General features: G+C 41.1%; 23 protein-coding genes. 5 read left to right on the top strand and 18 right to left on the bottom strand.

Features of this window, described 5'->3' with window-relative positions:
* Positions 1-40: 40 nt before the first annotated feature.
* Complete coding sequence (locus ACXYMT_RS09840) at positions 41-514, bottom strand: ferritin-like domain-containing protein (protein WP_459058901.1); 474 nt, start codon at positions 512-514, stop codon at positions 41-43.
* 169 nt (positions 515-683) lie between these two features.
* On the opposite strand from ACXYMT_RS09840, the gene ACXYMT_RS09835 reads away from it, so the two are divergent.
* The 3 genes from ACXYMT_RS09835 to ACXYMT_RS09825 all read left to right on the top strand — a co-directional run bounded on the left by ACXYMT_RS09835 (position 684) and on the right by ACXYMT_RS09825 (position 2,396).
* Positions 684-1,142 (top strand): universal stress protein, encoded by a 459-nt coding sequence (locus tag ACXYMT_RS09835; protein WP_459058900.1) that lies wholly within the window; start codon positions 684-686, stop codon positions 1,140-1,142.
* A gap of 136 nt (positions 1,143-1,278) precedes the next feature.
* On the top strand, positions 1,279-1,746 hold the full coding sequence (locus tag ACXYMT_RS09830) for a cupin domain-containing protein (RefSeq protein WP_459058899.1): 468 nt from the start codon (positions 1,279-1,281) through the stop codon (positions 1,744-1,746).
* Positions 1,747-1,952: 206 nt separating this feature from the next.
* Positions 1,953-2,396 carry a cold-shock protein gene (locus ACXYMT_RS09825; RefSeq protein WP_459058898.1) on the top strand — a complete coding sequence of 148 codons (444 nt, stop codon included), beginning with the start codon at positions 1,953-1,955 and terminating at the stop codon, positions 2,394-2,396.
* 78 nt (positions 2,397-2,474) lie between these two features.
* Here the strand turns inward: ACXYMT_RS09825 and ACXYMT_RS09820 are convergent, their stop codons facing one another.
* Positions 2,475-4,343 carry a M61 family metallopeptidase gene (locus tag ACXYMT_RS09820; protein ID WP_459058897.1) on the bottom strand — a complete coding sequence of 623 codons (1,869 nt, stop codon included), beginning with the start codon at positions 4,341-4,343 and terminating at the stop codon, positions 2,475-2,477.
* A gap of 298 nt (positions 4,344-4,641) precedes the next feature.
* On the opposite strand from ACXYMT_RS09820, the gene ACXYMT_RS09815 reads away from it, so the two are divergent.
* Both ACXYMT_RS09815 and ACXYMT_RS09810 read left to right on the top strand, forming a co-directional pair.
* Positions 4,642-6,759 (top strand): elongation factor G, encoded by a 2,118-nt coding sequence (locus ACXYMT_RS09815; RefSeq protein ID WP_459058896.1) that lies wholly within the window; start codon positions 4,642-4,644, stop codon positions 6,757-6,759.
* Positions 6,760-6,872: 113 nt separating this feature from the next.
* A complete protein-coding gene (locus ACXYMT_RS09810; RefSeq protein WP_459058895.1) occupies positions 6,873-7,340 on the top strand; it encodes a DUF1569 domain-containing protein in 468 nt (155 codons plus the stop codon).
* Positions 7,341-7,428: 88 nt separating this feature from the next.
* Here ACXYMT_RS09810 and ACXYMT_RS09805 read toward each other — a convergent pair whose 3' ends face one another.
* The 16 genes from ACXYMT_RS09805 to ACXYMT_RS09730 form a co-directional block, all read right to left on the bottom strand.
* Entirely contained in the window at positions 7,429-9,744 is a 2,316-nt protein-coding gene (locus tag ACXYMT_RS09805; protein WP_459058894.1) for a S9 family peptidase, read from the bottom strand.
* A gap of 356 nt (positions 9,745-10,100) precedes the next feature.
* Positions 10,101-10,520, bottom strand: a complete 420-nt coding sequence (locus ACXYMT_RS09800) for a DUF1801 domain-containing protein (protein WP_459058893.1) — start codon at positions 10,518-10,520, stop codon at positions 10,101-10,103.
* 5 nt (positions 10,521-10,525) lie between these two features.
* Positions 10,526-11,038: a DUF4251 domain-containing protein gene (locus ACXYMT_RS09795; RefSeq protein ID WP_459058892.1), complete on the bottom strand. Its 513-nt coding sequence runs from the start codon at positions 11,036-11,038 to the stop codon at positions 10,526-10,528.
* 157 nt (positions 11,039-11,195) lie between these two features.
* The gene (locus ACXYMT_RS09790) at positions 11,196-13,226 is read right to left on the bottom strand and encodes an aconitate hydratase (RefSeq protein WP_459058891.1); all 2,031 of its coding nucleotides are present in this window, start codon (positions 13,224-13,226) and stop codon (positions 11,196-11,198) included.
* Between the two features lie 273 nt (positions 13,227-13,499).
* The gene (locus tag ACXYMT_RS09785; RefSeq protein ID WP_459058890.1) at positions 13,500-14,231 is read right to left on the bottom strand and encodes a hypothetical protein; all 732 of its coding nucleotides are present in this window, start codon (positions 14,229-14,231) and stop codon (positions 13,500-13,502) included.
* A gap of 58 nt (positions 14,232-14,289) precedes the next feature.
* Positions 14,290-14,892, bottom strand: coding sequence for a 4'-phosphopantetheinyl transferase family protein (locus ACXYMT_RS09780; protein ID WP_459058889.1), 603 nt, complete (start codon positions 14,890-14,892; stop codon positions 14,290-14,292).
* On the bottom strand, positions 14,889-15,143 hold the full coding sequence (locus ACXYMT_RS09775; protein WP_459058888.1) for an acyl carrier protein: 255 nt from the start codon (positions 15,141-15,143) through the stop codon (positions 14,889-14,891). The genes ACXYMT_RS09780 and ACXYMT_RS09775 overlap by 4 nt, the downstream gene beginning before the upstream one ends.
* A 74-nt stretch (positions 15,144-15,217) precedes the next feature.
* Positions 15,218-16,489, bottom strand: a complete 1,272-nt coding sequence (locus tag ACXYMT_RS09770; RefSeq protein ID WP_459058887.1) for a beta-ketoacyl-[acyl-carrier-protein] synthase family protein — start codon at positions 16,487-16,489, stop codon at positions 15,218-15,220.
* Positions 16,482-16,919, bottom strand: a complete 438-nt coding sequence (locus ACXYMT_RS09765; RefSeq protein WP_459058886.1) for a 3-hydroxyacyl-ACP dehydratase FabZ family protein — start codon at positions 16,917-16,919, stop codon at positions 16,482-16,484. Before ACXYMT_RS09765 ends, ACXYMT_RS09770 begins: the two co-directional genes overlap by 8 nt.
* A 65-nt stretch (positions 16,920-16,984) precedes the next feature.
* Positions 16,985-17,779, bottom strand: a complete 795-nt coding sequence (locus ACXYMT_RS09760; RefSeq protein WP_459058885.1) for an enoyl-ACP reductase FabI — start codon at positions 17,777-17,779, stop codon at positions 16,985-16,987.
* The gene (locus ACXYMT_RS09755) at positions 17,773-18,825 is read right to left on the bottom strand and encodes a type III polyketide synthase (protein WP_459058884.1); all 1,053 of its coding nucleotides are present in this window, start codon (positions 18,823-18,825) and stop codon (positions 17,773-17,775) included. Before ACXYMT_RS09755 ends, ACXYMT_RS09760 begins: the two co-directional genes overlap by 7 nt.
* 10 nt (positions 18,826-18,835) lie before the next feature.
* The gene (locus tag ACXYMT_RS09750) at positions 18,836-19,543 is read right to left on the bottom strand and encodes a methyltransferase domain-containing protein (RefSeq protein WP_459058883.1); all 708 of its coding nucleotides are present in this window, start codon (positions 19,541-19,543) and stop codon (positions 18,836-18,838) included.
* Positions 19,543-20,661, bottom strand: a complete 1,119-nt coding sequence (locus tag ACXYMT_RS09745) for an NAD(P)/FAD-dependent oxidoreductase (protein ID WP_459058882.1) — start codon at positions 20,659-20,661, stop codon at positions 19,543-19,545. Before ACXYMT_RS09745 ends, ACXYMT_RS09750 begins: the two co-directional genes overlap by 1 nt.
* Positions 20,662-20,722: 61 nt before the next feature.
* Positions 20,723-21,415 carry an OmpA family protein gene (locus ACXYMT_RS09740; protein ID WP_459058881.1) on the bottom strand — a complete coding sequence of 231 codons (693 nt, stop codon included), beginning with the start codon at positions 21,413-21,415 and terminating at the stop codon, positions 20,723-20,725.
* A 10-nt stretch (positions 21,416-21,425) separates the two neighbouring features.
* The gene (locus tag ACXYMT_RS09735) at positions 21,426-21,896 is read right to left on the bottom strand and encodes a lipocalin family protein (protein WP_459058880.1); all 471 of its coding nucleotides are present in this window, start codon (positions 21,894-21,896) and stop codon (positions 21,426-21,428) included.
* Between the two features lie 83 nt (positions 21,897-21,979).
* Positions 21,980-22,141, bottom strand: coding sequence for a DUF1328 family protein (locus ACXYMT_RS09730; protein ID WP_029033028.1), 162 nt, complete (start codon positions 22,139-22,141; stop codon positions 21,980-21,982).
* Positions 22,142-22,148 lie beyond the last annotated feature (7 nt).

Raw genomic sequence — 22,148 nt, 5'->3', positions numbered from 1 at the left:
TCCGCATAACCGGAGTTTTCAAACCATAAAAAACAGTGATCTACTGTGTATTTTTTATGGTTTTCAATTCAGAAATACTAGCCCTTATTTCAGTAAGGTGTTTTCGTAGTACTTCCCCAATCCTAGGAGGGAAATTGTTCTTTCTCAATTTATTCTCGTATTCTTCTACACTGTTCTTTTCGCCTCTTAGACACTCTTCTATTAGTGACTTATCGGTATCTTTTCCTAATGAACTTTTTAAGTTGATCCAGGTTCTGTTTAATCCGGCTACTGTTGAACCTGGATCCTTTGGATGTTCATTTAGAGAGTGGAGTTGCTTATCTATTTCTGTAGCGAAATGGTTCTTCTTTACAGCCTGCTTCTTGAAAAAGTCCTTTAGAGCAGGATCTTTAGCTCGTTCCCGGGCTGTTCTATAATCCTTCTCCATATCATAGTTTTTCTCCAGCAATTCCTGCAGGCCCTGCGATACCTTTTTATGGCTTTCTTCCCGGGCAGATTCTCTTGTTGTTTTCATATGCTTCCAATTTTTCGATCCTATTAAATTTACAAATAAGGCAGTGAATAATCCATATGAAATGTAATTTTTATATACCCTAAACAATTGAATGCCAAAAGGATTTAGTCGATACTTTACCTTTAAAATAATTCCTTCAAATTTTGTAATTTTAATGGAAAAACCAATCATGAAGAAAATCCTGATCGCCGTAGATTACAATCCTGTTTCTGAAAAAGTTGCTGAACAAGGATACGAACTGGCAAAAAGCCTCAATGCTGAAGTCTGTTTGATCCATGTTCTTGACGATGTGGGCTTTTACGGAGCCCAATACCCAACATTTATGGGCTATGATGGTTATTCTGGAATGGGACCGGATCTGGATGTGGCAATGGAAATGAGAAGTATTGCTGAAGAATTTCTTAAAAAAGCAAAATCCCACCTTAATGATCCGCAAGTGAGAACTCATCTTGCTGAAGGTGATACGGCAAAAACCATTATGGCGTATGGAGAAGAGTGGGGGGCAAATATTCTGGTAATGGGTACCCACAGCCATTCTGTCCTTGAAAAATTATTATTGGGAACAGTAGCCGAAAAGATATTAGAAAAGACAACGATCCCGGTTTACCTGGTACCGGTAAAGAAGTAATAAAAAAGCAGGCGAGTCAAATAAATGACTATCTTTAGATAGATCCTTCCGGTTCTAAGAACCGTGACCCTTATAACACGGATTCCTGCCGTAGTTATTGTTCCCCTTACTTCATTTAATTCTTAATCCTTTTGCTATGAAAAATAGGGAACACTTTAAGATCCTGGTGCTTATTAGCTTTTTGCTGTTTTATTGCGTAGAAGTTTTGGCACAGGATAAAGAGCTTTACGAGACCAATTCTGTGGTACATGATGCTAATGACAAAGACCTGCAGTGGGGACCCTGTCCCGACTTTATGCCAACAGGGTGTGAGATAGCTGTTTTACATGGAGATCCTGCTAAAAAGAACGTGGATATTCTTTTTAAAGTTCCTGCCGGCTCAAATATTCCCAATCATGCCCATACTTCTGCCGAAAGAATGGTCTTGATCTCAGGAGAGCTCGACGTCACCTATGAAGGTGAGGAAACACAAAAGATGCTTCAAGGGTCTTACGGGTATGGACCGGCAAAGAAACCCCATACGGCCCGCTGTGGAGATGCAGGTCCCTGTGTGCTATTCATTGCTTTCGAGGAACCACTGGATGCCTACGCGATTGAAAAATAAATTTTTAGAAAAGTATTTCTGAAGAAAGGCAATAAATTGAAATTCAAGGCCAAATCAAATCTTGAAAAGACAAAAAGAAGTTATAACTTTGTACAATATTCAAGGCTAGAACAATTTTAGGTAAATCTTCACGATATTTTTCCAATCTTCTTTTAGTACTTCAGATTATTTTATTTATATTCAACTGAAATCCAATTAAATCGCTAATGGCAAAGTCACAACAGACGTACAACAAAATTGAAAAAGAAAAGAAACGCTTAAAGAAGCGTGAAGAAAAGAAGAAGAAAAAGGAAGAAAGAAAAGCAAGTGGTGAATCCGTTTCAGAATTTGCTTATGTCGATGAGCATGGAAACCTTACAGATACTCCTCCAGATCCATCTCAAAAAATAGAGGTTGATGCTGAAAGTATTGAAATCGGTATCCCTAAAAAAGAGGATTCAGATGAAGAAACTGATTTTAGCAAAGAAGGAAAAGTTTCCTTTTTTGACTCTTCTAAAGGATTCGGATTTATATTAGACTCCACAACTCAGGAAAAATATTTTGTGCACGTTACAGGTCTCATTGATGAAATTGGTGAAGGTGATAAAGTGAGCTTCGAGCTTGAAAAAGGTCTTAAAGGCATGAATGCCGTGAGAGTAAAAAAGATTTAAAAAATCCCTTTTTTTTGAGAGGTAATAAAAAGAGCGGCAGTTTTTACTGCCGCTCTTTCTTTTTATACATTCAACCGGTCAGGACTTCAACCAGCTATGTCTTAATTCCATTTGCTCATCATTGGGATTCATGATCTCAACAAGTCTTAATCCCGTTGCCATAGGTTCCAATACTTTCCCGATAATTTTCATTTCATTGCCACCTCTTGAAATCGTGAAGCTAATTGGATCTCCCACGTTCCAGTTTGCTGAATCTCCAATGAGATCATAAACATTCTGTACATTATATGATTTCCCATTGATGCTTTTTATAGTATCTCCTCCTTGAAGATCAAGCTCTTTAAAGAAACTACTCAGCGGTAGATCATCTCTGAGTAGAATTGCTCCTGAAGCATCTACAGTTATATAAGGAGTGGCCTGATCCTGAAGAAAATATCCAACCGGGATTTCTCCCTCCCTCATCTCAAGACAAACTTTCTCAAAGAACTCATTGTAAGGGATTGGGTTTGTACCGCTAACGTACTTCTCGAAGAAATCTCCTATTTCAGGATAGGTTAATTCTTCGATCACAGTAAATAATTCCTCATCTTCAAATGGCTTATTTTTACCATACATATTCGTAAGCTGTTTCATTAATTCAAGAAGACCCATTTTTCCGTTACTTAATTCCCTTAACCTAATGTCCAGAGCCATTCCAATAAGCGCTCCTTTTTGATATACATTGTAGTAGCTGTTCTTATATTCGTCTTCCAGAATGTTCCGGCTCATTTCCGTAAAAGACATGGTATCATCGAAATTCTTAGAAACACTGATCTTTTCCTGGATCCTGTCGTAAAAATCCTGTCTCGAAATAAGTCCCTGATTTACCTGAAAAAGATTTGCAAAATATTCCGTTACCCCTTCATATAACCAGAGATGCTGTGACATTTGAGGTTCATTATAATCAAAATAGTGCACCTCATTAGAGTGTACTCCAAGAGGTGTATGTATATGAAAGAACTCGTGAGATACAATATCTGTAAGAGATTCATTCAGTGCTTTCAGGTCCATTTGCTCCGGCATCACCACAACCGTTGAAGTGTGATGTTCCAAAGCTCCGAAATTTGCCGCATCACCCTCACCGGGACTAGCCGATAAATAGAGCAGGATCGCATATTTATCTGTATCATCTACTTCCCCTAAGAAAGCTTTTTGGGCAGTGATCATTTTCTCCATTGCGGGCTTAAAATCCTGAGAACTGAATTTCTTAGAAGGAGAATAAACATGCAGCAATACATTCATATTATCAACCTTAAAGGAAGCCGTATCTGGAGCTGCATACATAATAGGATTATCGGTCACCTCAAAGTACCTGTTGACGTTGAAGATATCCTTTTGTGTTTGTAGATCTACTTCCTTTGATGCAAAGAGGTCTAAAGCACTGCCGGCATAAAGATCCTTCGGTCTTATGATCTCCAGGCGATATGGTTCTTCGGTAAGCTCATTAAAATAACCCACAAAGCCGTGAAGATTCAGAAGAAAATTACCATTCTCCTTAATGTTAGTGCCGGCCATAGAATAAATGCCTCCTTCCCCGGGAACATCAAAAGTATCGTTCATCCAGTAAGACACTTTATCAAGTGTGGTAGCATTGGCAATGCTCCAGCTGTTTTCATCCAACACGGTTACCTTAAGCTCATTTCCTTTGTAATCATAAGCTTTAACGTCTTCAGCATATTTTCCATAATTGGCAGTAGAGTAGGTGCCGGGAACAATTTTTGGAATATAGAATGTAATGCTGTCAGCCTTTATCTCTCCCGGATCTACGGTGATCATGATCTTATCATCCTTCACATTGACCAAATCCAGGGTGGTGACAACGGGCTGTTTTTCAGACACCTTCGTTTGTGGGGCTTTGCATCCCACAACAGTGGCAGTAAATGCGAGAGCATAGATTATTTTCTTCATATAAATTTCGTTTACAATAAGACTGCGTATTAAGTAAAAAGTTACACCACCCAAAGATCTGTGCCAGTTATCGGATATCAATTCCTTGATTTGAGTGGATTTTTTCCATGATATTGATCATGAAAAAGGTAAAAACCTTCTCTATTCAAAAAAATTGTGGATTGAAAATAATAAATTTAAAGGAGTTAATTCAAGTCGCTAAAGCTGGAAATAATGTTTGATCCTTTTCTCTTCTCAGTTCTAATTTCCGGCTATTTCGCATTAGTTTTTTTTCTCATTCCACTAAACTTTTTTAAAGATGAAGATTTACGATGACAAACACATCAAAAATGTAGTCTTTGTTGGCGCCCATAACGGGGGTAAGACTACCCTGGCCGAAACCATGTTGTTTGAAGCCGGATTGATCAACAGGCGAGGTACTGTAGAGGCTGGAAATACAATTTCAGATTACCATGAAATTGAGCATGAAAAGGGAAATTCTGTCTTTGCCACCCCTCTACATACCGAGTGGCGGAATTATAAGATCAACATCGTTGATACTCCGGGTCTGGATGATTATATAGGTGAGATTATTTCTTCAATTAGAGTGGCCGATACCATCGTCACAGTTCTTAATGGGCAATACGGTGTGGAAGTAGGGACAGAGATCATTTGGAATTACATTAGAGATTACCAAAAACCCACTGTTTTTGTCATCAATCAAATCGATCACCCCGGCCTAAGTTTTGAGACTGCTTTCAATTCCATTAAAAACCTTGTGGGGAATAAAGCAGTTAAGATCCAGTATCCGTTGATGAGGGATGGGAAGCAGTGTATCATTGACGTGCTTAAAATGAAGATGTATAAATTCTCTGCGGAAGGAGGGAAGCCCGAAAAACTTGCTATACCCGATGATCAAATGGATATAGCTGTGACCTTACATAACGAACTGGTGGAGAAGGCTGCCGAAAATGATGAAGAATTAATGGAGCTGTTCTTTGAAAAGGGTTCTCTTAATGAAGATGAAATGCGGAAAGGAATAAGGGCCGGAATGCTTAATTACGACCTTTTCCCTGTTTTCTGCACATCTGCCCTTAATGATATGGGAAGTGGAAGACTTATGGGCTTTATTGACAATGTGGCTCCCGCTGCAGTCGATCTAAAAGCTGAAAAAAGTAAGGAAGGCAAAGAGATTGAACCAAAACCCAAAGAATCTCCTGTTCTGTTCGTATTTAAAACAATACACCAGCCCAATTTAGGACAGGTCACTTTTTTCAAAGTAAAAAGAGGAGAGGTGACAGTGAACGATAAATTAGTGAATTCAAGAAGTAGTGAAACTGAAGTTTTGAACCAGCTGTTCATCATGGATGGAAAAGAAAGGAACCCTATTTCAAAACTTGTAGTTGGAGATATTGGGGCCACCCTGAAATTAAAATATACTGAAACAAATGACACCCTTGCTGTTCCCGGCGAGGAAATCACTATAGAACCTATAGAATATCCACAGCCCAGAATAAGGAGAGCTGTTTCTGCAGTAAATACTAAGGACGAAGAGAAACTAAGTGATGCCCTTAAAAAGATCCATAGCCAGGATCCCACGGTGGAAGTCACCTTTTCAAACGAATCCAGGCAATTGATCCTGGCCTGCCAGGGAGAACTTCATTTGGCAACGATTGATTGGCTCCTAAAGAATATTTATGGTGTAGAGGCCGAATTCAACAAGCCTAAGATCGCTTTCAGGGAGACGATTCAGAAATCATCTAATTCCAATTACCGGCACAAGAAACAATCCGGAGGATCCGGGCAATTCGCAGAGGTTCATATGAAGATCGAACCGTGGGAACAAAATATGCCGGAGCCGGAAGGATTTAACATCAAGGGGAAAGAAGAAGTTGATCTGCCCTGGGGTGGTAAACTTGTATTCTACAACTGTATTGTTGGAGGGGTGATTGATCAACGTTATTTGCCTTCGGTGATGAAAGGAATTATCGAGGTAATGGAAAATGGTCCATTGACAGGTTCATATATTCGTGATGTAAGAGTGATAGTCTATGATGGAAAAATGCATTCAGTAGACTCTAACGACATCTCCTTTAAGATTGCCGGCGCTCATGCCTTTAAAAAGGCATTTCTGGATGCCGATCCAAAACTTCTGGAAACCGCTCTTGATCTAACCGTTAAGGTTCCCGAAGATATGGTTGGAAATGTTATGACCGAGCTTCAAAGTCGGCGATCGATCATCCAGGGAATTGAAAGCGCAGAGAATTATCAGATCCTGAAATGCATTGCTCCGGAATCTGCATTATTCGGATTCTCGACCGAGCTTCGTTCCCTTACAAAAGGGAGGGCTACCTTCAGTACCAGTTTCAATGGATATCAACCTGTGCCTTCCAATATTCAGGATGAATTGACCAAAAGTACAGCCTTAGCATCATAAGTGTCTCTCAGATATTTTAGTCTGCTTATTTGTCTAAAAAACCCGGAACTCTTTCATTTCGGGTTTTTAATCTTCCAGTATTTTATAACTTGCCAGGAAACCAACCGGAATAAATGAAATCAAAGAAACTACAGGCCCAGTTAGAAGAGATGGAGCAGTACATCAAAAATAAAGACCAGCTCGATCCCAAAGTTTCCAAAGCGCCGGTAGGTTGGCATTTGGCTCATAGTTTAAAGGTTATTCATTCCATCCTTGATTCTATAAACACTTCAGATCCCGAGAAGTACCAAAAAAAGTTCAGCTGGATGAAAGAAATGGTTTACTTCACCGGTCGTATTCCCAGAGGAAAAGCCAGGGCTCCAAGAGTAGCAATTCCCAAAGAGAATATTTCAGAAGAAGAGTTAAAGAGCCAAATAGTTTCGGCAAAGAAGAAAATACCAGGAATTATAGAACTTCCCAAATATGCCTTTTTTGAGCACCCTTATTTTGGACACATTAAAAGAGATGAAACGACAAAGTTCCTGGTGATCCACACCGGTCATCATCTCAAGATCATTAGAGATATACTCAGGATAAAATAGATTTTAAAGCTACAATAGATTATACCAAAAAAATACCTCTCAAAAATGACATTTTCGAGAGGTAATAATTATTTAGGGTTTAAGAACCTTAATTCTTGAAGGGGGGTTCTAGTGCCTCATCTTTCAAATGCTTGGCAAAGAAGCCTAACATTGCTTCGTAAAGGTCTATTCGGTTTTCTTCTTTCCCAAAGCCGTGTCCTTCATCATATTTGACCATGTAGGGCACGTCGACGCCTTTTGCTCTCAGGGCTCGCACAATTTGATCGGACTCATCTATGTTAACCCGGGGATCATTGGCACCCTGAACAACTAATAATGGTTTCTTGATCTTGTCTATATGGAACACCGGTGAAACTTCTTCAATAATGGCCCGCTCTTCAGGAATGTTCTCATCATACCAGATCTCTCTGAGGATCTTTTCATAAGGCTTCCAGTAAGGAGGTATGGTTTCCATAAAAGTAAATATGTTGGAAACCCCCACGTAATCCACACCTGCAGCATAAAGATCGGGAGTCTTTGTTAGACCTCTTAGCACCGCATAACCACCATGGCTGCCTCCATAGATCGCTGCTTTTTCTGGATCTACCCATCCCTGGTCGATCACGTACTGTAATCCATCTTCAACATCGTCCATAGCTTTTCTTCCTATCTGCTTGAAACCCGATTCCATGAATTCACGTCCATAACCCCCGGAAATTCTGAAATTCACCTGTAGTGTAGCATAGCCGCGGCTGGCAAATAATTGTGCTTCAGGATTGAAGCCCCAGGAATCCCTGATTCCTTGAGGTCCCCCATGCGGATTCACAATAACAGGAACTTTTTTTCCTTCTAGAGCAGCTTTTGGCAAGGTGATATAACCATGAATAGTTTTGCCATCCCTGCTTTTAAAAGTGATTGGCCTCATTTCGGCCATATCTTCTGCTTTAAGCTGAGGCATTAAATTGTACAACAATTCAAATTTATCGGCTTCTACATCATATGACCAGTACTCTCCGTATAGTTTATCACTTTGAAGGAAAATAAGGTATTTGCTTTCGTCATCGGTCTTATCCGCAATTGAATACTGCTTATCGGGAAATTGTTCGGTGATTCGCTTATGCAGTTTTTTATAGTAGTCACTTACCGGAACAATTTCCCGCTTTTCTCCCTGGAAGGTGTAGTAATCAAGTTCATAATTCCGGTTTCTGGAAAGAGAAACTCCCGAGATATCGTAGTCAGCATTTGAAAATAACTTTTTGATCACCTTATCTTCCTTTAGATCATATAGGTAAACAGTGTTCTTATCTGTTTCCAGGTTTGAAACAACATATGCATCATGAGGATATTCAGTAGCGTAATTCAGGGAAGGACTAAAGTTATCTTTCCAGTTAATTTGCTTCACGACTTCGAAGTCATCACTAGCTGTATCTTTTTTGTAGTAAAGATCCATATTTACACCTTCCCGTAAGCGCACAAAACCTCTTAAGGTGCCATCCTTGTCGAAAAGGTAGTTCATTATAGGATTTGCAATGTCATCATTTGTAAACAATTTGGTGATCTCGCCGGTCTCAATATTTACCTTGTACGGTTCGAAAACCTGTGCATTTTCCTTGTTCATCGAAACAATGACGTGGTTTTTGTCATCTTTTAGTATGTCTAAGATCTGAGTCTGGACTCCTTCAAACGGGGTTAAATCCATTGTATTGGAACCATCAACATCTGCTGCATATAAATGATAATTTTCATTTCCTCCCTTGTCCATAACATAAAGAAGCCTATCCTCATTGGCCCAGCCATAACCTCTAACCAGTTCGTCCTTTTCGACAATGGCGCGGGTTATCTCGTTTGTTTCAAGATTCTTAACAAAAACATGATTTTTCGCATTCTCATCTTTTTCGCGGTAAGACATGTATTTACCATCTGGTGAGAATTGGAAAGAACTAGCTTTTGGCTTTGCAAAGTAATCTTCAACTTCATATTTATATTTTCCCTGGTCATATGATGCCAATTGCTCCAGTTCTTTTTCAGAAGAAGGCAGAGAAGGATCTCCGGGTACGGTTTTTTCTACTTTATTAAGGACCAGAGGGAATTCCTGACCCGATTGTCTAAAGGTTCCAGAAATCGTTTCTCCGTTCAGTGTTCCTGTATAAGTAGCACCGATCTGGGAATAGGAGAGGGTTACCTGATCATTTTCAAGTTCTACCTTATCAAGCGGTAACCCAAAAGCTCCCTGCAGTGGACTATCCATAGTGCCTGAAAACGACTCATTCTCTTTTGCAATGTCGAACTTTAAAGGCAGTTCATTACCCTGAACATCCAATTTACCTTCCCAGGATCCTTCCAGTTCCTGTGCCTGGATTCCGCTCATACCTGAGAAAACCGAAATTAGCAGGATAGAAGATAATTTTAAAAATTTGTTTTTCATTATTTGATTTTTAACGGTTAGGAGGCTTAAGTTAGCTAAATTTTACAAATTCGCTTTATTTGTTCAATATGACTCAATCATAAGGTTGGGAATTTTTATTTCACAAGAATGGCCGATTCGAATCTGAGAATTGCAGCTCAACAACTCCGGTCTTAAACAGGTCCTTTAAAACTTTCGACGACTGTCTTTATATTTCTGGATAGAAGCTTAGCTTCTTTTGTAAAAATCATTTTAGTATTCATGACAAGACCAGGTAAAGGATTCAGGAAGCAAAGTGCTCTAAAATATGAAAAACAATAAATGATATAATGTGCACTATAATTTATATTATGTAAAATAGAAAATATAGGAATAGGCTATTGAGAAGATTTCTTCCTCATATCCTCTACAGAGGTACTAATCAATTTTTTTAACACTTCCCTGTCAATATCATCCAGTTTTTTAATATAAAGACAAGATGAAGAAGTTTTGTGTTTCCCCAGTTCTTTTAAAAGAACTTCATAATCCCGAAAACCTGCCATGATATAAACCGTAAGATTTTGCTTTCTAGGTGAAAATCCGGTTAGAAACCATGCGCCTTCATGGCCAGATTTATATTTATAATGGTATTTTCCAAAGCCCACCATATTATCTCCCCACATCTTTGCAGGCTCTCCCGTAACTTCAGAACATATCTGTAAAAGCTCAAAACAGTCGGCTTTCCGCTGTTCAGCTTCTACTTGATCCAGAAAATCTTTAACACTGGCTTCTGTGGGTTTTGTTTTTAAGGTGGCCATGGATATTAGCGGTTTATCAATCTTCCATCATATACGATTGTTTCCCTTTGGGTAGAAGTAACTGAAGTCCTGGCAACTCCGTTGGGAAAGATGGTGATTCGAAAATCCAGGCTTTCTGTATTCCTGTTCCCTTCAAAAAAAATATTTACAGCTCCTTTTTCCGGATTTTCCTGGAGTTTCAGGTTTTTTGGAACACCTCTATATTGTATGGCTCCGTCATCGGGGTCATAAGCTCCACCGGCATACCGTTCCCCAAAGAATGGAAGATATACTTCTACAGAGTCATTTTCGAACTTAATCCGGTTAGGATTTCCCAGAAGATTTACCCTGTTATATTGTGTGGGGTTTGCCCATTCATTTTCTATCTCAAATTCCAGATCGCTTACTTCTTTTACCATTTCCCGGTATTTTGGATCATCTGCCATGTTGCGATTTGGACTACCACAGGCAGCTAATAAAGAACCCAGGATCATAATTGTTCCCAGAATCTGTCCGGTAAAGCTAAAATACTTTTTCATGATCTATATTTTACCTCTAAACATGTCGAAAAAAGTTATTTTGTGTCGCAGCTTCCTTCTCAACGGCTAATAATTCAATGAAAAATTGAAAATCCCAAGGCCTTAGGAAAGATTCACGAGATCAGGTTTCTTTGATCTATTCCCATAAACTTCGTCTTTATTTTATCTGTTTCCTCTCATTATCGGTAACGGTATTTTCCTCTACAGCATTGATGTCTTTATTCTTAAGCTGCTCTTTAAATTCATTGATTATTCCTCCTTTTAGAAGCACCTGGATCTGCCTGTCACTCATGCTGTGTTTAGTTTCAATCTCTACCGTTTCACCACTACTCTTTTCAATAGTAACTTTTATGTTGTTCCTGTTCTTGACATCCTCCCTTAAATTCAGAAGGTTTACCTGGTCCCCCTGCTCGATTTTGTCATAATCGGCAATATCAATAAACTCCAAGGGAAGTATTCCGAAGTTTACAAGATTCTGCCAGGCAATACGGGCGTAAGAATTTGCAATGACGGCGATCTGTCCCAGGTATTTAGGAGCCAGGGCTGCGTGCTCCCTACTTGATCCCTGTGCGTAATTGTCTTTTGCCACCACTATATGTCCGCCGTAATGATCTTTAGCCTCCAGGGCTCTATCATAGAAGGTATCATCTATGACCGAATAGGAGAATTTACTTATCTCCGGCAAATTACTTCGGAATGGCAGCACCTCTGCTCCTGCCCGCAGGATCTCATCTGTTGAGATATTATCTCCCATTTTCAGCAAGACAGGCACTTCACAGGTTTCTCTTAGAGGTTCGATATATGGAAGGGATTTAATGTTCGGTCCTTTCTTAAGCTCCACATGCGAACCATCTTCAGGTGGTTTCACCAACATCATGGTATTGATCAATTCTTTTTCAGGATATTCATATCTTGGATATTTCATATCGTAGAGCTGCTCCAGGTCACGCGGATCTGTGATCTTTCCTGTCAAAGCCGAAGCTGCTGCTGTTTCAGGGCTGCATAGATACACCTGGTCATCTTCTGTTCCCGACCTGCTGGGGAAATTACGTGGCATCGTCCTTAAGCTGATGGTATCTGAAGCCGGGGCCTGCCCCATTCCAATACAACCCATACAACCCGATTGGTGGAACCTCGCTCCTGCAGCAATAAGTTTCTCAAATCCTTTATTGGCGATCAAATTCTGGATCACCTGTCTTGAAGTAGGATTAATATCAAAAGACACTTCTTCCCGGGTAGCTTTACCATCGACAATTGCTCCTGCAACCCAGAAATCCCGAACTCCGGGGTTAGCTGATGATCCAATCACCACCTGCCCTATTTCCTTTCCTTCAACTTCCCTCACCGGAACCACATTTCCCGGGCTGGTAGGTTTTGCAATTAGAGGGACCAGATCATCCAAAACGATCTCATCCTCCAAATCATAAGTACAACCTTCATCGGCCAATAATTCTGTCCAGTCCTCTTCCCTATCCTGACTTTTCAAAAATTTCCTGGTAATCTCGTCACTTGGGAATACAGTGGTTGTCGCACCAAGTTCGGCACCCATATTTGCTATCACATGCCTGTCCATGGCACTTAGCTCCTTCAATCCCGGACCGTAATATTCTATCACCTTCCCTACACCACCCTTTACATCATACCTCCTCAGCATTTCCAGGATCACATCTTTTGCGCTCACCCAGTCGGGTAACTTTCCCGTCAACTTCACGCCCATCACCTGCGGCATTTTCACGAAATATGGCTGACCTGCAATTGCGGCCGCAACATCCAGTCCTCCCGTCCCAATGGCCAGCATTCCCAAAGATCCTGCTGCAGGAGTGTGGGAATCAGATCCTACCATGGTTTTTCCGGGCTTACCAAAGCGCTCCATGTGTACAGGGTGACTTACCCCGTTTCCCGGCCTGCTGTACCAAATTCCAAAGCGTTGAGAGGCTGAAAGTAAAAAAGCGTGATCATCGGCATTTTTAAAGTCGGTTTGCAACAGGTTGTGATCAACATATTGCACAGCAACTTCTGTCTTGGCTCTGTCCAGTCCCATTGCCTCGAGTTCCAGCTGCACAAGAGTTCCTGTAGCATCCTGTAACAAAGCCTGGTCGATCTTAATACCAATTTCTTTTCCGGGAGTCATTTCTCCCTTTAAAAGGTGCTCCTTGATCAATTTCTGTGTGACGTTAAGTTTTGACATTTCCTGAAGATTTAATTCCTTTTAAATTATCAAAATTAGCTTGGAACTACAGGTGGTTTAACAATATCTTATAGTTAGGCTCACCTATAGCACCAAATAAAAAGGACTACCCGAAAAGCACCTTCCATATACCTTCACCGGAATTCTCAACTTTACAAACCCGAGAATTGAAGTGAAGGCGAAAGTACTCTAGGGAATAGCCCTCTCCTATAAAAAACCGCCACAAAATCCTGTGAATTCGCAGCGGTTGATCAGTCTATATGATATAGCAGGTTAGAGATTAGGGTTGTTTCCACCTTCTCCGGTGCTGCCAAGTTTTACGATCAGATCCTTTTGCTGCCCTTCAGTAACATTGAATTTTGGTTTCCCCTTATAAGGAAAGAAATAGCGAAATTCCCTAACATAGGTTCGCCAGTTCTCTGCAATACCACGATTCTTATTTTCACTTCCTGTATCTGCCCTCTTCAACTCGTCACCTTCCTCATCATAAGGAGTGGCTTCAACAGTATCTCCGGCAAAGATCATCCCGTTGTTTATTTCTGAATAAATAACCGCAGTTTCCCCACTTTTTGAAGGAAAATCTGTGAGCTCTATAGAAAAGTGTTTAAAAATGTCATTTTTGCCATTAATATCCCTCACGTTAAAATCGAGATTGGTGTTATTCACGGGATGGCTAAAAATTGGTGCTCCCCCGGCATCTTGCGAGATTTCCTTTAAAGGGGCATAAGTCTTTTGCAATGCATCTTTATGCGTCACCAGGATCCCTTTGATCTTATAACCTTCTTCCACAAGATGTTTTATGCCTTCTTTTGCCCCAGATGCAGTTGTATCAATAAGGAGCATATCCTGCCTGTTCAAATGTCTTATGGCATAACCCTGCGCACCACTATCCATCTTAATAATGAAGGTATCGGGGATCATTTTGTGAAATTTTCCGGGTTCAGCTTGTTGAATAAATTCAGCCGACTGGCTGCTAATAACTTCTTTCTTATCTACAGACTTCATTTAGTTCGTTTTTGGATTCAAATAAAGATACAATTGCACCAAAACTCGTCCAAAGTCCTTAAGACTGTTTAACTGATGTTTCACAGTTAATTAACGAGAGACTGTAAGCGTAGAATTTGCCGTGCCCGCTAAGGGAAAAGCGATTAAAAAAGAAGCTGTTATTACTGCTCAAAAATGGCATTCCAAAGGCATCTTTCTCAAGCCGGATTTCTTTTTCTTTGATCTGAAATTTTTCTGAAACAAGCCTAATGACCTCTTGTTTTACTTCGGAAGAAGAGGTCTCGAAAATGGCATTTTTGACACCCCAGGCAGGAATTCTTTCTGCGGAAGTATGAATGTATTCTGAAGTTATTTCTGAAGTAGTATGATAAATCCTTTCAGTGATCTTTACTGTACCTGAAGCCTTTTCTGAAGATACATTTATAATCCTACATTCCTGTGCCAGCCAGTTGAGCCGGCGGGGTAAATTTAATTCCCGTTGATTCGCTTTGTATGCAGCTTCTTTCATGCTCCATAAAAGCCAAACTACAAGGTTTGGGTTGTGTGATCCAGTGATATACTCCTGTTCGTCTTCTAAAAATACCTTTTCCAAAAAGCCTTTGCGTCGCCAGTTACTTTGCCGGCTGGCGAGCTGCAGGTCGATCACATCATTGCCTATCACTGTTCCCTTTGCTTTGTCTTAATGATCTCTACAGCATCATTTACGGTGAGCATGTTATCCATGGAGTCATTATCGATCGCAATGTTGAATTCATCTTCTACATCAAGAACGATATCCACCAGGTTAGCCGAATTTATCTCCAGGTCCTGTATAAAATCTGTTTCTTCTCCAAAGTCCTGATAGGCCAGATCATTTTGTACGTAGGGCTTCACGATCTTTTTGAGGCAATAAATAATCTCATTTGTTTCCATTCTCTAGATTCAAGATTTAAAATTCAATATTCAAAATTTTTATGACCACTAAACACCGATCACTAACCACTATATTATCTGAATTTACTAAAAATCACGACTGCATTTACATCTCCAAACCCAAAACTTGCTTTCGCGACTTTATTTACCTCTCTAAAAAGGGTTTTTTGAGGTACCTTATCCCTGGTTGCCATTTCATTGATCTCAGGATGCAGGTCTTCAGAATTTATGTTCCCAAAGATGAAATCTTCCGATATCTGTAAAACGCTCGCCACACTTTCGACGCTTCCGGCGGCACTCAGGCAGTGACCGGTAAGGCTTTTTAAGCTGTTGATGTAAGGGAATTCGTTTCCCGATACTCCTAATGCTTCGCTCCAGTTCTTCACTTCTGTAGCATCCATAGCGGTCGCGGTCAAGTGACCGTTGATGCTGTCGATTTCGTCTCCCCGTACTCCGGCGTCAAAAATGGCATTTTCTATACACCTTTTTACACCTTCTGAATTTGGAGCTGTCATACTCCCTTTATTTCTTTGTCCGCCGCTGTTGATGTGCCCCCCAAGAACTTCGGCGTAGATCTTCGCTCCTCTTTCCAAAGCCGATTCCAGGTCTTCCAGCACCAATGCCCCTGCCCCACTTCCAGGAACAAAGCCTGCCGCCGATGCGCTCATAGGGCGCGATCCCTCTTGCGGATTTTGATTGTATTTGCCCGGTAATATTCGCATAGCGTCAAAACCTCCCCAGATATACGGACCGCTGTCGCTGCAGCTTCCTGCCAAGATTCTTTTAGCTTTTCCGGACCTTATCCTTTCTGCAGCCATCAAGATGGCCTCTGTCCCTGTAGTACAAGCCGAAGAATTGGTAGTGACCTGGTTTCCGCAGGCGAGTTTACTGTTCAAATAAGCACTTATTCCACTGGCCATCGTTTGAATGACACTGGTGCTTCCTAATCTGCGAGTATTCTTATCGTCGATCAAATGAATTGCTTCCCGAAATTTATCCACTCCAAGTATTCCTGTGCCAAAGATGATCCCACTGTCCCAGTCAGTTTCCGCTTCTTCACCTACAGGTAGTTTGGCATCTTTCCAGGCGTCAACACCCGATATCACTCCGTAAACAATTCCGCTGCTATTGAGACCCCGAAGTTCCAGGTCTGTGAAATAGTTTTTCAGCATTTCCTCCAGAATTTCAGGTTGACCGGCGATCTGGCACCTAAACTTAAGCCGCTCAAGTTCCTGGTGAAAGCTTATTCCGCTTTTGCCCTTTTTGAGACTTTCCGTAAATACATCAAGACCCACACCGTTCGGCGCGGCAATGCCCATTCCGGTAATTACTACTCTTCTATTCATCGACTTTGATCATTCCTGAAATTTCTCCCTTGCACACAAGCTTTTCTTCAGCATTAAACATCTTGACTTTGCACTTCAATTTATTAAACCTGAAATAGATCTTCTCTGAAACAACGCTCACTGTCTCTCCGGGAAAGACCGGCAGATAATAATCAACTGTTGAATTGGACAGAGCGATCCTGTAGTTATTGGTTTCTTTGTCCTTCAGTAGAAAAATTCCGAGGCAAACTACGCCGATCTGGGCCATACATTCTGTAAGAATCACTCCCGGCGTCACTGGATTATCCTTAAAATGGCCTCTATAGAAATCTGAATCTTCTTTAAATGTATAGGTTCCAAAAATGCCATTTTCGGATACTTTTTTTAGCTCATCCACAAACAGAAAAGGTTCAGAATATGGTAAAAGATCTATGACATCCTTGTGGTTCAATGTTTTAGATTCAGACTTTCTGTGCTGCAGGCTTTTCAATCTAACTATTAACTTTTAACTAATAACTACTTCAGGTGTTCCCCTCCATTCACAGGGATCACAGTTCCTGTAATCCAGCTGGCTTCGTCTTTGCTAAGCAAGTAGACAGCATTGGCAACATCTGTAGGAGTCGTGAGCCGCTTAAACGGATTCCTTTTTAAAGCGTGTTGCCGCAAAGTTTCATAACCGGGGATCAACTCTAAGGACCTTGTTACTGTCACTCCTGCCTGGATGCAATTGGCGCGAATTCCTTCAGGAGCAAACTCCAGAGCTATACTACGGGTTATAGCTTCCAAGGCTACTTTGGCAGCCGAAACTGCTGCGTAATCTTTCCAGGCTTTGGTATTGCCTTCACTGGTAAACGACAGAATACGGGCATCTTTTGCGAACAGACCTGCATCATAGATTAATTTGGTCCAGTCGTAAAGGCTTATGGCCATGGCATCTATGGTTTGCTGGAAATCATCACTGCGAAGGGTTGGTTCATCTCCTAACATCGACTTAAGATTGCCTTTTGAAATGCTGTGCAACATGGTTCGTACTTTTCCCGAACTCCCTAATATCTCCTGCATTTCCTGTTTGATCTCCTCCCTACGGTCTTTCCTGGTAGCGTCCCGGTTAAAGGAATGTAATTTTACTCCCAATTGCCTTATCTCATCAAAAGCCGATTTGATTTCGGGCAGGTCGTCTTTCCTGTCGCGATGAACAACCAGGATGTTCATTCCATGCTCTGCCAGTTTCTTGGCCGAAGCAAAACCCAGGCCGCTACTTCCGCCAAGCACCAGGGCCCAATAATCTTTTCCTTCAAAATCCTTTACCATTCCAGTAATATTTTTTGGGCCGAAAATCCGGGGCCAAAGCTTAGCATAAGTCCCTGCTCCCCTTTTTCAATGGGCCGGTTAAGAAATCTTTCCAGTACATAAAGCACCGTAGCACTGCTCATATTTCCATAAAGCCGCAGCACCTCTTTGGTGTCGTCTATATTCTTACCTAATTTACCAAAAAGATCCTCAACCGTCTGCACAATCTTTTTTCCTCCGGGATGAAAGATCAAATGCTCGACCTTATCAATAGACGAATCATGTTTTTTGAGAAAAGGATGAATTATTTGAGGGAAATGATCGGCAATGGTTTGAGGAACAGCTGGGTCCAGAACCATTTTCAAGCCCATATCTGTGAGGTCAAAGCCCATTAGATGTGTAGCATCAAAGAAGTGGTACATATCATCTCCAATAATACCTGGACCTTTTGCATCTTCTTCAGAAGACATTAGGACACATGCAGCACCGTCTCCAAAGATCGCAGCGCTCACCATATTTGCCATGGAAAAATCCTCAAGTTGAAAGGTTGCTGTCGGACTTTCCACTGCTATAACCGCCGCCCTCTTCCCGGGATTAGCTTTCAAAAAATTGTTGGCATAGATCATTCCTGAAATTCCGGCAGCGCAACCCATTTCGGTTACAGGTAATCGAAGAACATCCTGTTTCATCTGCAACTCGTTGATCAAATAAGCATCGAGAGATGGGATCATGATCCCTGTGCAGCTTACGGTGATGAGATAATCAATAGAATCTGCTGCCCAACCTGACTGTTCTAATGCCTTTTTTAGCACCCCGGATCCCAGTTTCTTTACCTCCCTTATGTAAATGCGGTTCTTATCTTCAAAAGAAGTGGCAGTAAAGACTTCTGAAGGATCCATGATAGAATACCTTTTATCTACAGCAGCTCCTTCAAAGATCTTGATCACTTTTCTTCTAAACCGCTCCTCCTGCCCGTCAAGCCAAGTTTCCACGAAAGGAATTACCTCTGCGGTTTCGCGGGAGTATGGTGGAAGTTCTTTTGCTACAGTAGTAATTCTTACACTCATTCTTATTTTTCTATTTATACAATATCCATTGATATCTAAAAGCCCATTTTTTGTTGATCTCCTGCCGACTCACCTGCAGACCCTTTCCAAAAGCTTCAAGGTCCTTCTTTTTAAAACTTCTTAGGATGGAAGTAAGACCATCTTTACGATTGATCTCCCTTATCCCGAAAGCTTTGCAAAAAACCTGAAAAAGATAATATGCTCTTTTGCTTCTTTGAAGATCATTGATCACCACTCCCAGTCCCGCCTTTTCTGTAAATAATTTCATGAGCCGCACTATTTCGTCATTTGAAAAATGGTGCAGTGTCAAGGTACACAAAATTATATCTGCTTCAAGAGTTTTAAATTCTTCTGAAAATACATCCATAGCCCTAAAAGAAGCTTCGGGATAACCTGAAAGATTTTTTTTCGCTATTTCCATTGCATTTTCATTGGCATCGATACCCAGAAGCTCAAATTGTTCACCTGTTCTTCGGCCGTAATTTGCTACTTCTTTTAAAATGCTACCGTTGCCGCAGCCCACATCAATGATCTTCACCGGTCTTCTATAACAGCAACTTTTCAGGAGTTTCTCAACCCCTTTTACAGTAATCTTATTTCCTCCCAATAGCTTATTCACCTTATCCAGGTCCTGCAGAGTTTTCGCAAGCTCCTCTCCCTGCATATCAAGATCATCCATGATCTCTTTTTTACTCGATCTCTTACCGGTATGTACCATTATGCAATAGGTTCTCCATGGGTTTGCTCAATGATCTTTGGGAGCAGAAAAGGTACAGTGGAAATGAGGGCCTGGGAAACTTCAGCAAGATTTTCCCTAAGCAGGATCTTTTGAAGCCAGGCAGCCGTGGTAAACCTTTTGCTAAATATCTTCTCCCATCTTTCCTTGTACGCCACTTCCATTTCTTCACGGGTGTTTTTTCTTTCAAGGTGGCGCAAAATTTCTTCGGAAGCTATTTTGGCGCTGTGAATGGCAATGGCCATCCCGTTGCCACAAAGCGGATGTATGAGCCCCGCAGCATCTCCCAGCATGAGCACGTGATCTTCCACAGCTTCTTTCTTGCTGAAGGAGATCTGTGCAATGGTCAACGGCTGCTCAAAAACAGGAGAAGCATCGGCCAGGATGTCATTCAAAAACGGGTTTTTCCGGAGTACTTTTTCGTTGAACTTTTCAAGGTCTTTGTATTCTTTGAAACTGTCGTAGGTAGCGAGGTAGCATACATTCACAGTGCCCGATTCTGTTCTTGAAATTCCGCAGTAACCTCCCTTAAAGTTGTGAAGTGCCACAAGATCATCGGGAAAATCCTTCAGCAGGTAGTGGTTCTTAACTGCGACCCAGGGAGCCGGTTCTTTAAAGAATTTCCGCCTGAGATTTTTATCCAAGAGTGATCTCTTTCCGAAGCTACCCAGAACAAAGTCGGCAGCATATTCACCTTCCGAAGTAGTGACTTTAAAATTAGCCTTCAAAAATTCTGTTTTCAGCACCTTTTCCTGCCGAACTTCTACTCCGTTTGCCTTTGCAACTTCAAAGAACAAATTATCTAAGGCATAGCGACTTATACCAAAAGCCCCCATAGGCAAATCTACTTCTAAGCTTTTTCCAGAGGGGGTGCTGTAAAGCAATCTATTGATCGATTTAGGCTTTAGATCATCAAGAGAAATCCCCAGTTCATTCAGGTAAGGCTTCACTTCCCGGGAAAGATATTCGCCGCAAACTTTGTGATGCGGAAATACTTCCTTCTCAAAAAGAGTGATTTTTTGCCCTTTCTGGGACAGGTGTATTGCAGCTGTCAAACCTGCGAGCCCGCCACCAACAATGATGATCCTTTTATCTTTCATTCAGATTTTCTTCGGAATAAAAAAACCCGGCAAAACCGGGTTTTTTAGCTGGAACCGGAATCTAATTGCCGGCCTGTTCTTCTGCTTGTCTCTTAAGTTCCTCGTTAGCAACAATAGCTAATTCTACCCTCCTGTTTTTTGATCTTCCTTCAACAGTAGAGTTATCATATTTTGGCTGCGATTCTCCATACCATTTGGTCGTGATCCTTCCGGAGGAAATTCCCTGACTGGTAAGGAAATTGGTCACGGCTTGCGCCCTGTTCTTGGAAAGGGTAAGGTTATAGGCATCACTACCAGTACTGTCTGTATGTCCTTCTACAAGAATATTCGTGTTTGGATATTCTTTAAAGATATTTGCAAGTGACATTAAAGCTTCCCGTGACTGGCCTTCAATGGCATATTTATCTGTAGCGAAATAAACTCCGCTGGTTTCATCAAAGGTCACGTTTATACCTTCACCTACTCTTTCAACTTCTGCCCCGGGGATCTCTTCTTCTATCCTCTGGGCTTGTTTGTCCATTCGGTCACCAATATAAGCTCCGGCAGCACCCCCTACAACGCCACCAATAATGGCACCGAGAGCAGTATTTCCTTCACCTACATTATTACCTACAACACCACCAATTACGGCACCACCTGTGGCACCTATCACGGTTCCTTTTTGTTTATTGCTTGCATTCCTGGTCGCGTCACAACCAACTAACATGACTGCGGCAAATAAAAGGGCAAAAATTCTGTTTTGTCTTATTTTCATAGTAGTTCAATTATTTATTAAAATTCATTTTGATCGTAAAGGGCTTTCCTTCAAAAGTTACTGTTTGTTCCCAGGTCATTTGACTCCCCGAGAGTTGAGTAAGATTGATCCTGTAACCTTTATTCCCCATTTCAGATTTATGATCGGAGTTGGTAGGTTTGAACATGAGATCATAACTACTCATCCCGGCCTCTTCAATTGACCAGATAAAGAACCTGGTATCTGAACCACAGGTCATTCCCGAAGGTATGTATGAACCTGTGTTATTGTTCGAAATAAAATTCCAGGTACTGCCTTCAAGACATCTTGCAGGCATATCGTCCAGGAGGGAAACCTGTACATTTTGATCATTTCCCGGATAGGTGATACTGGTCAATTGCCAGTCACCTCTCATGGTCTCTCTTGCTTCATTTACCACACGGCTTGAACCGCAGGACAAGAGAAAGGCCACACTTAAAATTAATACTGCAATCTTTTTCATTTTTCTTTTTTTGGATTAATAAAAAATCCAATGCCACGGTCGCAAAAACCTTACTTATGACATTGGATTAATCTTTTCTACAATTACCTTCTAAAGAGCCTACTTATCAACGCTATAACCAGTAGAACTAGGAAGATGTAAAAGATGATCTGCGCAATATCGGCAGCACCTTCTGCAATTCCCCCAAAGCCAAAAATGGCAGCAATAATTGCAATGATTAAAAAGATAACGATTAATCGTATCATAATTTAA

The organism is Salinimicrobium sp. CAU 1759 (assembly GCF_054482715.1).
The sequence above is the reverse complement of the archived record's forward strand: the minus strand, read 5'-3'. Positions and strand labels throughout refer to the sequence as shown.

Bases quoted from the DNA above. Each gene is read 5' to 3' on its own strand.
- ACXYMT_RS09840 (WP_459058901.1), bottom strand. From the start codon at position 514: ATGAAAACAACAAGAGAATCTGCCCGGGAAGAAAGCCATAAAAAGGTA.
- ACXYMT_RS09835 (WP_459058900.1), top strand. From the start codon at position 684: ATGAAGAAAATCCTGATCGCCGTAGATTACAATCCTGTTTCTGAAAAA.
- ACXYMT_RS09830 (WP_459058899.1), top strand. From the start codon at position 1,279: ATGAAAAATAGGGAACACTTTAAGATCCTGGTGCTTATTAGCTTTTTG.
- ACXYMT_RS09825 (WP_459058898.1), top strand. From the start codon at position 1,953: ATGGCAAAGTCACAACAGACGTACAACAAAATTGAAAAAGAAAAGAAA.
- ACXYMT_RS09820 (WP_459058897.1), bottom strand. From the start codon at position 4,343: ATGAAGAAAATAATCTATGCTCTCGCATTTACTGCCACTGTTGTGGGA.
- ACXYMT_RS09815 (WP_459058896.1), top strand. From the start codon at position 4,642: ATGAAGATTTACGATGACAAACACATCAAAAATGTAGTCTTTGTTGGC.
- ACXYMT_RS09810 (WP_459058895.1), top strand. From the start codon at position 6,873: ATGAAATCAAAGAAACTACAGGCCCAGTTAGAAGAGATGGAGCAGTAC.
- ACXYMT_RS09805 (WP_459058894.1), bottom strand. From the start codon at position 9,744: ATGAAAAACAAATTTTTAAAATTATCTTCTATCCTGCTAATTTCGGTT.
- ACXYMT_RS09800 (WP_459058893.1), bottom strand. From the start codon at position 10,520: ATGGCCACCTTAAAAACAAAACCCACAGAAGCCAGTGTTAAAGATTTT.
- ACXYMT_RS09795 (WP_459058892.1), bottom strand. From the start codon at position 11,038: ATGAAAAAGTATTTTAGCTTTACCGGACAGATTCTGGGAACAATTATG.
- ACXYMT_RS09790 (WP_459058891.1), bottom strand. From the start codon at position 13,226: ATGTCAAAACTTAACGTCACACAGAAATTGATCAAGGAGCACCTTTTA.
- ACXYMT_RS09785 (WP_459058890.1), bottom strand. From the start codon at position 14,231: ATGAAGTCTGTAGATAAGAAAGAAGTTATTAGCAGCCAGTCGGCTGAA.
- ACXYMT_RS09775 (WP_459058888.1), bottom strand. From the start codon at position 15,143: ATGGAAACAAATGAGATTATTTATTGCCTCAAAAAGATCGTGAAGCCC.
- ACXYMT_RS09770 (WP_459058887.1), bottom strand. From the start codon at position 16,489: ATGAATAGAAGAGTAGTAATTACCGGAATGGGCATTGCCGCGCCGAAC.
- ACXYMT_RS09760 (WP_459058885.1), bottom strand. From the start codon at position 17,779: ATGGTAAAGGATTTTGAAGGAAAAGATTATTGGGCCCTGGTGCTTGGC.
- ACXYMT_RS09755 (WP_459058884.1), bottom strand. From the start codon at position 18,825: ATGAGTGTAAGAATTACTACTGTAGCAAAAGAACTTCCACCATACTCC.
- ACXYMT_RS09750 (WP_459058883.1), bottom strand. From the start codon at position 19,543: ATGGTACATACCGGTAAGAGATCGAGTAAAAAAGAGATCATGGATGAT.
- ACXYMT_RS09745 (WP_459058882.1), bottom strand. From the start codon at position 20,661: ATGAAAGATAAAAGGATCATCATTGTTGGTGGCGGGCTCGCAGGTTTG.
- ACXYMT_RS09740 (WP_459058881.1), bottom strand. From the start codon at position 21,415: ATGAAAATAAGACAAAACAGAATTTTTGCCCTTTTATTTGCCGCAGTC.
- ACXYMT_RS09735 (WP_459058880.1), bottom strand. From the start codon at position 21,896: ATGAAAAAGATTGCAGTATTAATTTTAAGTGTGGCCTTTCTCTTGTCC.
- ACXYMT_RS09730 (WP_029033028.1), bottom strand. From the start codon at position 22,141: ATGATACGATTAATCGTTATCTTTTTAATCATTGCAATTATTGCTGCC.